The organism is Pseudopontixanthobacter vadosimaris (genome assembly GCF_012979275.1).
Lineage (GTDB): Bacteria > Pseudomonadota > Alphaproteobacteria > Sphingomonadales > Sphingomonadaceae > Pseudopontixanthobacter > Pseudopontixanthobacter vadosimaris.
Window position 1 is genome coordinate 222063 of the sequence record NZ_JABASZ010000025.1, and the last position, 12432, is coordinate 234494.

Genomic DNA, 12432 nt, shown 5'->3' on the forward strand with positions numbered 1-12432 from the left:
GCTATTTGCAACAAGGCCAATATGAACAGGGACATAGTGCCGGATAATCTGCGGTTCACCTGCCGCGCCGGGGCACGGACCGGTAGCGGCGCGGACGGTTTGCGCCTTGCGGCAAGCGTCGCTATGCGCATGAGCCGAAGAGGAGACCGAACTTGCGCGCCACCCCCGATTTCGATTTCGACCTCGGCGAAAATGCCGAAATGCTGCGGGACACCGTGGCCCGCTTCGCTGACGAGCAGGTCGCTCCGCTCGCCGAGAAGACCGACCGGGAAGACTGCTTCCCCCGCGAATTATGGCCGCAGATGGGCGAACTCGGCCTGCACGGCATCACCGTTCCGGAAGCCGATGGCGGGCTGGGCTGGGGATATCTGGAGCATGTGGTGGCGGTGGAGGAAATCAGCCGGGCGAGCGCCAGCGTCGGCCTGTCCTATGGCGCGCATTCCAACCTCTGCGTCAATCAGGTGGCGCGCTGGGCCAATGAAGAACAGAAGGCGAAATATCTGCCGAAGCTGATCAGCGGCGACTATGTCGGCAGCCTGGCGATGAGCGAGGCGAGCGCAGGCTCCGACGTCGTGTCGATGAAGCTGAAGGCGGAAAAGGTGGATGGCGGCTACCGCCTGAACGGCACCAAGTTCTGGATCACCAATGCGCCCTATGCCGATGTGCTGGTGGTCTATGCCAGGACCGGAGCCGAGGACGGCAAGCCCAGCCGGGGCATCACCACCTTCCTGATCGAGAAGGACATGGAAGGGTTCTCCATCGGTCAGAAAATCGCCAAGATGGGGATGCGAGGCAGTCCGACGGCGGAACTGGTGTTCGACGATTGCTTCGTGCCGGACGAGAACGTGATGGGGCCGGAAAACGGCGGGGTCGGCGTGTTGATGAGCGGGCTGGATTACGAGCGCGTGGTGCTGTCGGGCATCCAGCTCGGCATCATGCAGGCCTGCCTCGATACCGTCATCCCCTATATGCGCGAACGCACCCAGTTCGGAAAACCCATCGGATCGTTCCAGCTGATGCAGGCGAAGGTTGCCGACATGTATGTCGCGCTGCAATCGGCCCGCGCCTACACCTATGCCGTGGCGAAGGCCTGCGACAAGGACCAGACCACGCGCTTCGATGCGGCGGGCGTGATCCTGCTGGCGAGTGAGAACGCCTTCCGCGTCGCGGCGGAAAGCGTGCAGGCGCTGGGCGGGGCGGGCTATACGCTCGACTGGCCGGTGGAACGCTATCTGCGCGATGCCAAGCTGCTGGATATCGGCGCGGGTACGAACGAGATCCGCCGGATGCTTATCGGCCGCGAGTTGATCGGGACGGCGGGGTGATGGCCGGATTTGTGGAGGATGAAGACGAATTACGGTCATTTCGGGGCGAGTGCCTGTGCGGCGGCGTGCGGTATGTCCTGCATGGAACCCCGCGCAAGCTGCGCCTGTGCCATTGCCATCAATGCCGCAGCGGCACCGGCGCCGCCTTCAACGTTTCCGTGCCGGTGGAGGAGGATGCGGTGAGTTTCGAAGCCCGCGATACCATTCGCGAATTCGAGAGTTCTCCCGGCAAGTTCCGCGCCTTCTGCGGCACCTGCGGCGCGGCGGTCTATAGCCGCCGCACGTCCCGGCCCGGAAATCTGCGCCTGCGCGGCGGTCTGATCCGCGATCTGCCCCGCGCAGAGGATCTCCGACACATCTTCTGGAAAGATCGCTGGCCGTGGATCGACACGATCGACGATGCGCCCAAATCGCCTGCCGAGGAACCCGCCGCATGAGCGCCCCTGTCCTGACCTCCACTCTCGATGCGTCCAGCCCCACTGCGCAGGCCAATGCGCGCACCAATCGCCAACTGGCGGAAGAATTGCGCCAACGCGTGGCCGAAACCGCGCTGGGCGGCAGCGAGGGCAGCCGCGAACGCCATGTCTCGCGCGGCAAGCTGCTGCCGAGGGAGAGGGTGGAGCGCCTGCTCGACCCCGGTTCGCCTTTCCTTGAAATCGGGCAGCTTGCGGCCAACGGCATGTATGGCGGCGATATCGCCGGGGCGGGCATCATCGCCGGCATCGGCCGCGTTTCGGGCCGCCAGTGCATGATCCTGTGCAACGATGCCACGGTGAAGGGCGGCACCTATTACCCGATGACGGTGAAGAAGCATCTGCGCGCGCAGGAAATCGCGCAGGAAAACCGCCTGCCCTGCATCTATCTGGTCGATAGCGGCGGCGCCAATCTGCCGCATCAGGCGGAGGTCTTTCCCGACCGCGACCATTTCGGGCGCATCTTCTACAACCAGGCGCAGATGTCGTCGCTCGGCATTCCGCAGATCGCCTGCGTCATGGGCAGCTGCACGGCGGGCGGTGCCTATGTGCCCGCCATGTCGGACGAAACGATCATCGTGCGCGAACAGGGCACGATCTTCCTGGCCGGTCCGCCGCTGGTCAAGGCCGCGACGGGCGAGGAGATCAGCGCGGAGGATCTCGGCGGCGGCGATCTCCATGCGAAGAAATCGGGCGTCGTCGATCATCTGGCGGAAAACGACGAACACGCCCTCACCATCGTGCGCGATATCGTCAGCCACCTTGGCCTGCCGCATGCGCCCGACGTGGCGCTGCAAGACCCGCAGGCACCGAAATTCGCTGCCGACGACCTCTATGCCCTGATCCCCGAGGATGTCCGCGCGCCCTATGACGTGCATGAGGTGATCGCGCGGCTGGTCGATCGCAGTGCCTTCCACGAATTCAAGGCGCTTTACGGATCGACGCTGGTCTGCGGTTTCGCCCATATCTGGGGCATGCCCGTGGCCATATTGGCGAATAATGGCGTCCTTTTTTCGGAAAGCGCGCAGAAGGGCGCGCATTTCATCGAACTGGCGGCGCAGCGCGGCATTCCGCTGCTGTTCCTGCAGAACATCTCCGGTTTCATGGTCGGCGGGAAATACGAGGCGGAAGGCATCGCCAAGCATGGTGCCAAGCTGGTGACGGCGGTGGCGACGGCGCAGGTGCCCAAGATCACCGTGGTGATCGGCGGCAGTTTCGGCGCGGGCAATTACGGCATGGCGGGGCGCGCCTACAGCCCGCGTTTCCTGTTCACCTGGCCCAATGCGCGCATCTCGGTCATGGGCGGCGAGCAGGCGGCCAGCGTGCTCGCCACCGTGCATCGTGATGCCGAAAGCTGGTCGGAAGAGGAAGCGGAAGCGTTCAAGGCGCCGATCCGCGAGAAATACGAGACCGAGGGCAATCCCTATTACGCCACTGCCCGCCTGTGGGACGATGGCGTGATCGACCCGGCGCAGACCCGCGACGTGCTGGGCCTTGCCCTGTCGGCGACGCTGGAAGCACCGATAGAGAAACAGCCGCGTTTCGGCGTGTTCCGGATGTGATCCACGCTGAAGCGGCGGATGACGCGCGGCGCCCAGCATGGCCATCGGCACGCCTGACGCTGCTGGTGCGCGCCATGGCGCTGGCCATCATGCTGCACAATGCGGAGGAATGGTGGACCCTGCCGCTTGTGCCGGATTTCCTCGCCGCGACGCGCGACCTTTCAGGCCTGCAAGCATCGCTGCCCTCGGTAGAAACCACTCGCTGGGGCATCATCGCTTTTGCCGCCGTGCCGGTCGCAATCCTGCTGAGAGCGCAGCCGGGCAGGCGCGGGGGCTTCATCATCTGCATGATCGCGGCGATGAGCGCGGGCAATGCGCTGTTTCCGCATATCGCCATGGGGTTTGTCACGGGCGGCTATGTTCCCGGCCTCGTCACCGCCTGCACCGCGACCCTGCCGATCGGTATCCTCCTGATCTGCGAAGCCCGCCGCCTACGGCTGATGTCCGGTAGCGGGATCGCGCTGGCAAGTGCGACTGGCCTGCTGCTGATGCCGGCGGTGGCGACAGGCTTCTGGGCGCTGGGCGCGCTTATCGGCGAAATCACCGGCAGCGCGCGTCTGGCGTGACCGGCCGCATGGGATGCAGCGAAACAAAACCACGCTTTCATTCGTTGCTCTGCCAACCCCGACCCAACCGGAGAAGATTGAATGAACGTCATCAGAACCGCGCTAATCGCCGCCCCGCTCGCATTTGCGCTTGCCGCCTGCGGCGACAACCACACTGCCGAAACCGATCTGGCGGAAGGCCCCTCACCCGCCAATGTGGAACTGCCGGAAGTCCCCGTGACCTATCCCGAAGTGCCGCTGAATGCCCGCAGCACCGTGGATTATCGGGGCACCTATGCGCAGAACACGCCGCAGGGCCGGCGCATGATCACGCTCGGCGACGATGACACCTATGTCATGCGGGACGAAATGGGCACCGAAACGCGCGGCACCTTCAACTGGTATTCCGACAACAGCCGCATCCTCATCCGCGAGGATGGCGAAACGCAGGTCTATGCCATCGCCGATGGCGCGCTTTACCGCCTGGCGGACGAGAACACGCCGACGACCGGTCCGATGAATGCGGAGCAAGCCTATATGCGCGATGATGCCGCGATGAACGGCACCCTGTAGGGATCAGGGCCGCCGCTGGCCGATCGCCATCGCACGATCGACTGTTGGTACGGGCGTGACCTGGTGCAGCGCGAACCACGCCTCGATCGCATCGAGGTCGAGCGGGCCGGTCACCGCTTCCGTCCCTTGCGCGAAGGTGGCGAAACCGTCGCCCCCGCTGGCGAGGAAGCTGTTCATCGTCACGCGATATTCTGCCGCAGGGTCGATGGGCTGCCCGTCCAGCGTCGCGGAAGTTACCCGCTGCCCTGCCGCACGGCCGGTATCGTAAGTGAAGGCGAAACCGGCGGAGGGCGACAGGAGTTCATCCTCGGCACCGGCGAATTGCTGTTCGAGAATTTCGTGCAATTGCGTCCCGGTCAGGCTTTTCGTCAGCAGGACATTGCCGAAAGGCTGCACCGCGTAAATGTCGCCGAAGGTGATCGTTCCGTCATCATCCGGTACAAGCGGGGCGCGGATGCCGCCGCTGTTCATCAGGGCGATCTGTGCGCCGGCCCCGCGCGTGGCGGCAAGCTGCGCATCGGCGATCAGGCGGCCCAGTCCCGCGCCTTTTACCGCCTCCATGGCCAGACGCCCGACGGGCCGTTCGGCAGCCTTGCGCGCGGCATCGACATAGCGTTGAACGTAAGCGGCGATCCCGGCATCCGGAGCGAACCGGGGGAACTCGCCCGCCTGCGTGTCGCTGCCGTGAGCGATAACGACATTCCGGGCCATTTTCGCCACCAGCCTGCCGCCGCGAAATTCAAGCGCTATGTCGGTCAGCATCGCACCGCCGAAAGCCGCACTGGTGACGAGGAAGGGGCGGTCCGCATCGATCAGGCCGTAATCGCAGACATAGGCATTGTGCGTGTGGCCGGACAGGACCACATCTACCCGCGGATCCACCTGCTCCAGAATATCGAGGAGCGGCCCCGCGATGCCGCCGCAACCCAAGTCGTTGTACCCGGCCGTGGTGCCGAGACCCTGGTGGATGGCGACGATGATGGCATCGGCACCCGCAGCCTCCAGCCGGGGCACGAGGGCATTGATCGTGGCAGCCTCGTCGGCTAAGGTCAGGCCATCGACCCCGCTCGGCGTTACGAGAAGCGGCGTGGTCTTCAGCGTAAGGCCGATCACCCCCACCGCCAGTTCGCCCTGGGGCGTCGTGAATGTTCTGATGCCAGTGGCAGGCAGCAGCGTCTCGCCGCCCTCCGTCAGTACATTGGCCGCTAGGAAATCGAACCCCGCCCCTTCGTAGGGGGTTTCAACGGCGCAGGGCACGCGGTTGCCGGTCTGTTCGCAGCCGCCCCGCTGAATCCGCAGCAATTCGCGCCAGCCACGGTCGAATTCATGGTTGCCGACCGCGTTGAAATCCAGCCCGATGCGGTTCATCACGCCAATGGTGGGTTCATCGAGGAACAGGGAGGAGGCCAGCGGACTGGCTCCGATCAGATCGCCCGCCGCGACGACCATCGAATAAGGTGACTGTGCCCGCGTCTGCGCGATGGCGGTGGCGAGGTAAGCCGCGCCCCCCGCCTGCACTTCGCGCGTTTCCCCCTCACTTACCGTCACCAGGACGGGGCGGGGGAGCGGCAGCAGATTGCCATGAAAATCGTTCAGGCCGACCACGCGCACGGTGACCGGAACGCTATCCATTGAAGGTGGAAGCGATGCACAGCCTGCAAGAGGGGCCAGCGCCAGCGCAAGGGCCGTCGTCCCTGTGCGACGGGGGCGGAACCCCGCTCCATTATTCCGACCGGGCCGGGAATCGTCAGGCGTAATCATCATCACCGTCTGGATAGCCGGGATGACGCTGGCATGACAACGCGCCGATAACCTTTCTCATCAAGCATTGTTCCGCCGCAAAATGGCGGAACACCCACATGAACCAGCCGTTTGGCTGCTGTAATACGAGACGAAAATGATATCGATCGAGAGGAAAAATCATGGATGAGACAGCCCTGCTGATCATCGCTTTACTGGTCATCGTGGGCATGCTCGTGCTCTGGCTGCTGCTGCGCCAGCGCCGCACGGGTTCGCTGCGCGAGGAATTCGGCGACGAATATGACCGGACCCTCGAAAGTCGCGGTGGCCGCAGTGCCGCCGAACGCGATCTGGAAGACCGCAAGAAACGCGTGGCCGAACTGAATATCCGCCCGCTGGACAATGACGAGCGCGGCCATTTTCGCAAGGAATGGCTGGAGGTGAAAGCCCTGTTCGTCGATGCCCCGCGCGAGGCTGTCCTGCGCGCCGACCGCATGTTGAAGGACGTGCTTACGAAACGCGGCTTCCCCATGGCCGATTTCGACCGCCGTTACGAGGATCTGACGGTCGATCACCGCGATACCGCACGTCACTACCGCGCCGGGCACACCATCGCCCGGGACGGCGATGCCACGACGGAGGATCTGAGGCAGGCGATGGGCCATTACGAAGCGCTGTTCGATGATATGGTCGCGCCCGAATCCGGCGCGGAGCGATCGAACGAAGCGGGAATGGTGCCTACCGCGGATGTTCGCAACGACGACGATCACCCCTTTGCGGTCACGCGGTCTTCGGACGTGCCCGCCACCGCGCCCGTCGGCGGTCATTCCCGGCGGCGCGACTGATTGATCATCGTGCAATGGAGAGGGCGCCACCGTCACCGGGTGCCGCCCTTTTCCCGTTTTCCGATTGTGACTATCAGGTGTCTAGATTGGCGACGTTCAGCGCATTGTCCTGGATGAATTCGCGGCGCGGTTCGACGATATCGCCCATCAGCCGGGTGAAGATCTCGTCGGTGACGTCCGCATCCTCTACCTTGACCTGCAGCAGGGCCCGGTTGTCGGGATCAAGCGTGGTTTCCCACAATTGCTCGGCGTTCATCTCGCCCAGACCCTTGTAGCGCTGCACGGACAGCCCCTTGCGCCCGGCGACGAGCACCGCATCGAGCAGTTCGGTCGGGCGGGTGATCGCATCTTCATCGGTGAAGGCGGGGCTGTCGGCATCGGTCTCATCGGCAGATTCGCCGTCCGGACTGACCGCATCATGGGTTCCGGCCTTCACGAACCGTCCGGTCCCTTCATAAACGTCGGCCTGCTCGCCGGCCACGCGGTGCAGCTTGCGCGCTTCCGCACTGCCGAGGAACGCGGCTTCGATATCGTGAACGTCGGTCACGCCGCGCCATATGCGGGCGAAATGCACCGAACCGTCGCCGCGCATCGTCGCCGTCCATTCCGCTTCCTGATCGCCAAGCTGCATCCGTGCCGCCGCCGCATCCAGCGCCGCCGAACGGTCGGAAAGATCGGGGTCCAGCGCGCCAGCCAGCGCCATGGCCTCGACCAGGGCGGGATCGTAGCGGCGCGGAACGAAAGCGATAAGGTTCCGCATCCGCAGCGCATGGTCGACAAGGCCGCGCAATTCCTCGCTGCCGCGCGCGCCGCCGCTGGTTTCCAGCACCCGGCCCGACAGCCCGGCATCCACCAGGTAGCGGTCGAGCGCCGGCTGGTCCTTCAGATAGACTTCGCTGCGGCCCTTGCTGACCTTGAACAGCGGCGGCTGGGCGATGTAGAGATGGCCTGAACGGATGATCTCGGGCATCTGCCGGTGGAAGAAGGTGAGCAGCAGCGTGCGGATATGCGCGCCGTCGACATCGGCATCGGTCATGATGACGATCTTGTGATAGCGCAGCTTGTCCAGCGTGAATTCGTCGCGAAGGCCCGTACCCATGGCCTGGATCAGCGTGCCGACCTCCTTGGAGGAGATGATCCGGTCGAAACGGGCGCGTTCGACATTCAGGATTTTGCCCTTCAGCGGCAGGATCGCCTGCGTCTTGCGGTCGCGCCCCTGTTTCGCGCTGCCGCCGGCGGAATCGCCTTCCACCAGGAACAGTTCGGATTTCGCCGGGTCGCGTTCCTGGCAATCGGCCAGCTTGCCGGGCAGGCTGGCGATATCCATCGCGCCCTTGCGCCGCGTCAATTCACGGGCGCGCTTGGCCGCTTCGCGCGCGGCGGCGGCATCGATGACCTTCTGGATAATGTCCTTCGCATTGGCGGGGTTTTCCTCCAGCCATTCGGTCATCTTGTCGGCCATCAAGCTTTCCAGCGGCTGGCGCACTTCGGACGACACCAGCTTGTCCTTGGTCTGGCTGGAGAACTTCGGATCGGGCAGTTTGACCGACACGATGGCGGTCAGCCCTTCGCGCATGTCCTCGCCCGACAGCGTCACCTTCTCCTTCTTCATCATGCCCGAAGCCGCGGCGTAGGAATTCAGCGTACGGGTCAGCGCGGCGCGGAAGGCGGCGAGATGCGTGCCGCCGTCGCGCTGCGGAATGTTGTTGGTGAAGCAGAGCACGTTTTCATAATAGGAATCGTTCCATTCCAGCGCGACATCGATGCCGATGGCGTCGCGCTCCGCAGAAATGGCGATGGGCTCGGGGATCAGCGGCTGCTTGTTGCGATCGAGATATTTCACGAAAGCCGCGATGCCGCCTTCGTAGAACAAATCGTGCTCGGCCAGTTCCTCGTGCCTTTTGTCGCGCAGCTTGATGTGAACGCCCGAATTCAGGAAGGCGAGTTCGCGGTAGCGATGCTCCAGCTTCTCGAAATCGAATTCGGTGACGTTCTTGAACGTATCGGTGCTGGGCAGGAAGGTGACCCGCGTACCCTTGCGCTTGCCGCCATCGTCGGCGGGCGGCGCGTCGCCCTTTACCACCAGCGGGGCTACGGTGTCGCCATGCTCGAAGCGCATCCAGTGTTCCTTGCCCTCGCGCCAGATGGTCAGCTCCAGCCATTCGGACAGGGCGTTGACGACGGACACGCCCACGCCGTGAAGCCCGCCCGAAACCTTGTAGGCATTGTCGTCGCTGGTATTCTCGAACTTCCCGCCCGCATGAAGCTGGGTCATGATGACCTCGGCGGCGGAAACCCCTTCGCCCTTGTGCATGTCGACGGGAATGCCGCGGCCATTATCCTCCACCGAGACGCTGCCGTCCGGGTTCAGCTCGATCAGCACCAGGTCGCAATGGCCGGCCAGCGCCTCGTCGATGGCATTGTCCGACACCTCGAACACCATGTGGTGCAGGCCGGACCCATCATCCGTATCGCCGATATACATGCCCGGCCGCTTGCGGACGGCGTCCAGCCCCTTCAGCACCTTGATGGAGTCGGCGCCATAGCCGTTCTGGTTCACCACGCGGGCGGGCGGTGCGTCCGGTGCCTGCGGCTGGAGCGGGTTTTCGGAGGTTTCGTCGATCGGGTTATTGGCCATGCCCTTCATATAGGCATTATGAAGGGCGCAGGGAAGCGCAGCGTGCCGCCTTCCACAGCCTTTCGCGGGTTTGGGAAGGCAGCGCAGTGCATGGAGATCTGGAACAATGATGACGATGGTGATCGTGGTGGCGGTGGTGTCGGGCGCATTGCTGGTGGGCGCGATTTGGGGGCTTTACGGAAAGCTGGGTCGCCGCACCGAAAGCTTTCTGGTTGCCATGGCGGGTGGCGCCTTGCTGCTTTCCGTGAGCAGCGAACTGATCGAACCTGCGCTTGCCGACGGATCGGTGCTGATCGCGGCGATCGGGGTGCTGGCAGGGGCTGTTACCTTCGCATTGGCGGACAGCATGATCGACCGCAGGGTCGGGCCGGATTCGGGTGGCGGTCTGCTGGTCGCCATCACGCTGGATGGTATTCCGGAGAACCTAGCCCTAGGGGTGGCGCTGATCGGATCGACCCCGATGGAAGTCGCGGCGCTTGCCGGGTCGATCCTGCTCTCCAACCTGCCCGAAGCGGCGGGCGGAGCAAGGGATATGGCGGGAAAGAGTCACTCGCGGGGCAAGATTCTCGCCTTGTGGGGGGCGACTGCACTACTGCTGGCCGGAGCGGCCATCGGAGGCCGCTTGTTCCTGGACGAAATCAGCGGTGAATGGCTCGCCGCCATCCGCTGCTTTGCCGCAGGAGCCGTGATCGCCAGCCTCGCCATGGAGGTTTTTCCGAAAGCCTATCGCGAGAAATGGCACTGGGTCGGTGTGGCCACCGCACTGGGCGTTATCATGGCGTTGGGCCTTGCAGAGCTTGGCTGATGCCATAGGATGCGCGGCATGACAGATCCTGCCGCCGAACTCTGCGCCGAACTTGACGCCTCCTACGGTGCCTTTCCTGACATCATCGCCGCCAATACGAAGCGTTTTGCGGAGCGATGGGCCCTGCGCGACGAATATCAGGAACTCACCTGGGCCGAAACGGGCACGCGGGTCGAGAGGATCGCCGCCGCCTTGCAGGACAGCGGACTGGAGCCGGGGCAGGCAGTCGCCATCCTCGGCACCAGCAGCGCCGATTATGCGCTCACCTTCCTCGCAGCAGTGCGGGCGGGCGGGGTGGCGGCTCCGCTGACCACAAGCGCCAGCGCTGGACAATTGGCGGCGATGGTGCGCGACAGCGGCGCAAGGCACCTGTTCATCGACCGGGCAAAGCGCGATGAACTGGGCGAGGCGTTTTTCGATGATCTCGGCGAGACAATGCAGATCGTCATGCTGGATGAGGATCTGCGCCCCGGCCCGGACAGCTGGATGGCTGCCGAAGGGCGGGAGGCGCTGCCCTTTTCGCCCGCACCCGGCGACCCGTTCAACATCATCTATTCCAGCGGCACCACCGGCACGCCCAAGGGCATCGTCCATTCCCACGCGATGCGCTGGACGCAATTTGCCACGACCGCGCTCAGCCTCGCCCGTAATTTCGAAGAATCAGGGGGCGGCGTGCAGGCGCTCACATCCACGCCGCTCTATTCCAACACCACGATGGTCGCCTTCCTGCCCACGCTGCTGGCGGGCGGCTGCGTCACCATCATGGGCCGCTTCGATGCGCAAGCCTGGCTTGGGCTGGCGCAGGAGCACGCCATATCGCTGACGATGCTGGTGCCGGTACAATATCGGCGCCTGCTCGACGTGCCGCGGTTCGACGATTTCGACCTGTCGGCCCTGCGCCTCAAATATTGCACCAGTGCGCCTTTCCCGGCCGAATTGAAGCGCCGTGTTCTGGACCGGATGCCCGGCGCGCTGATCGAGATCTACGGCATGACCGAGGGCGGGGTGACATGCCTGCTGCCCGCCCATGAATTCCCTGATAAATTGCACACGGTCGGGCGGCCCGCGCCGGGCCACACACTGAAAGTCATCGGCGAGGGTGACGAAGTTCTGGTTGCGGGGCAGGCGGGTCAGCTGGTCGGCCGTTCCGGTGCGATGATGATCGGCTACCGTAACCGGCCGGAGGCGACGGCGGAAGCCCTGTGGACGGACCCGGAAACGGGCGAGGACTGGATGCGAATGGGCGATATCGGCCGGATCGATGCGGATGGTTTTATCGAACTGGTGGGGCGGGCAAAGGACGTCATCATCTCGGGCGGCTTCAACATCTATCCCGTCGATCTCGAAGCGGCTCTGGAGCAGGAGCCGGAGATTGCCGAAGCGGCCGTGATCGGTGTTCCGAGCGATGCCTGGGGCGAGACGCCGGTCGGCTTCGTCGTGCTGGAAAGCGGCGCGCGAGAGGAGCCGGTCGAAAGATTGCGGGAGCGGGTAAACGGGCGTCTGGGTAAGACGCAGCGCCTGTCCGAACTGCACGAGATTGCCGAAATGCCGCGCAGCCATATCGGCAAACTGCTCAAGACCGAATTGCGCGCCGTCTGGAATACGATGCAGGGCTGACGAGTCGAACGAAAAGGGCGCGCCTTGTTTCTGCTATTGCGAAACAGGCACGCCCTGATTTTCCGTCTTGAGGCTTCCGTCGTCGGTCAGACGAGAGTGTGACCGAGCATGATGCCGCTGAGAGCAGCGGCGCTTGCGAATGCCAGAAGATTTGCTGCGTATCTGCGCATGACATATTCTCCGGAAGGATGAAGTGGCCGGCGGCGGATTGGAGGGGGGAGAGGACGTCCGCCGCCCGGCTCGAAGGGTGAAATAATCTTTCGTGCAGCTTTCCACAAATGAGAAAACTGCTGCCTCCGTTGCGGATTT

The 12432-nt window shown here is 64.1% G+C and carries 11 protein-coding genes; 8 read left to right on the plus strand and 3 right to left on the minus strand.

Going from position 1 to position 12432, the window contains the following annotated elements; translation table 11 throughout:
• Window positions 1-152: 152 nt before the first annotated feature.
• The 5 genes from HG250_RS06155 (at window position 153) to HG250_RS06175 (ending at window position 4478) form a co-directional block, all read left to right on the plus strand.
• Window positions 153-1325, plus strand: a complete 1173-nt coding sequence (locus HG250_RS06155; RefSeq protein ID WP_170003767.1) for an isovaleryl-CoA dehydrogenase — start codon at window positions 153-155, stop codon at window positions 1323-1325.
• Window positions 1325-1762, plus strand: a complete 438-nt coding sequence (locus tag HG250_RS06160; protein WP_170003771.1) for a GFA family protein — start codon at window positions 1325-1327, stop codon at window positions 1760-1762. Before HG250_RS06155 ends, HG250_RS06160 begins: the two co-directional genes overlap by 1 nt.
• Complete coding sequence (locus tag HG250_RS06165; RefSeq protein WP_170003774.1) at window positions 1759-3360, plus strand: carboxyl transferase domain-containing protein; 1602 nt, start codon at window positions 1759-1761, stop codon at window positions 3358-3360. The genes HG250_RS06160 and HG250_RS06165 overlap by 4 nt, the downstream gene beginning before the upstream one ends.
• Entirely contained in the window at window positions 3357-3926 is a 570-nt protein-coding gene (locus HG250_RS06170; RefSeq protein WP_170003777.1) for an HXXEE domain-containing protein, read from the plus strand. Before HG250_RS06165 ends, HG250_RS06170 begins: the two co-directional genes overlap by 4 nt.
• Window positions 3927-4007: 81 nt before the next feature.
• Window positions 4008-4478, plus strand: coding sequence for a copper resistance protein NlpE N-terminal domain-containing protein (locus tag HG250_RS06175; RefSeq protein ID WP_170003780.1), 471 nt, complete (start codon window positions 4008-4010; stop codon window positions 4476-4478).
• A gap of 3 nt (window positions 4479-4481) precedes the next feature.
• Here HG250_RS06175 and HG250_RS06180 read toward each other — a convergent pair whose 3' ends face one another.
• Together HG250_RS06180 and HG250_RS06185 are read right to left on the minus strand one after the other, a co-directional pair.
• Window positions 4482-6110, minus strand: a complete 1629-nt coding sequence (locus HG250_RS06180; RefSeq protein ID WP_240956934.1) for a bifunctional metallophosphatase/5'-nucleotidase — start codon at window positions 6108-6110, stop codon at window positions 4482-4484.
• Between the two features lie 115 nt (window positions 6111-6225).
• On the minus strand, window positions 6226-6402 hold the full coding sequence (locus tag HG250_RS06185; RefSeq protein ID WP_170003783.1) for a hypothetical protein: 177 nt from the start codon (window positions 6400-6402) through the stop codon (window positions 6226-6228).
• Between HG250_RS06185 and HG250_RS06190 the strand changes: the two genes are divergently transcribed.
• Complete coding sequence (locus HG250_RS06190) at window positions 6401-7063, plus strand: hypothetical protein (RefSeq protein WP_170003785.1); 663 nt, start codon at window positions 6401-6403, stop codon at window positions 7061-7063. The two genes, HG250_RS06185 and HG250_RS06190, sit on opposite strands and share 2 nt — an antisense overlap.
• 73 nt (window positions 7064-7136) lie before the next feature.
• Here the strand turns inward: HG250_RS06190 and gyrB are convergent, their stop codons facing one another.
• Entirely contained in the window at window positions 7137-9701 is a 2565-nt protein-coding gene (gyrB, locus tag HG250_RS06195; RefSeq protein WP_170003788.1) for a DNA topoisomerase (ATP-hydrolyzing) subunit B, read from the minus strand.
• Between the two features lie 106 nt (window positions 9702-9807).
• On the opposite strand from gyrB, the gene HG250_RS06200 reads away from it, so the two are divergent.
• Both HG250_RS06200 and HG250_RS06205 read left to right on the plus strand, forming a co-directional pair.
• Complete coding sequence (locus HG250_RS06200) at window positions 9808-10506, plus strand: ZIP family metal transporter (protein ID WP_170003791.1); 699 nt, start codon at window positions 9808-9810, stop codon at window positions 10504-10506.
• 18 nt (window positions 10507-10524) lie between these two features.
• Window positions 10525-12123: a class I adenylate-forming enzyme family protein gene (locus tag HG250_RS06205; protein ID WP_170003793.1), complete on the plus strand. Its 1599-nt coding sequence runs from the start codon at window positions 10525-10527 to the stop codon at window positions 12121-12123.
• Window positions 12124-12432: the final 309 nt, after the last annotated feature.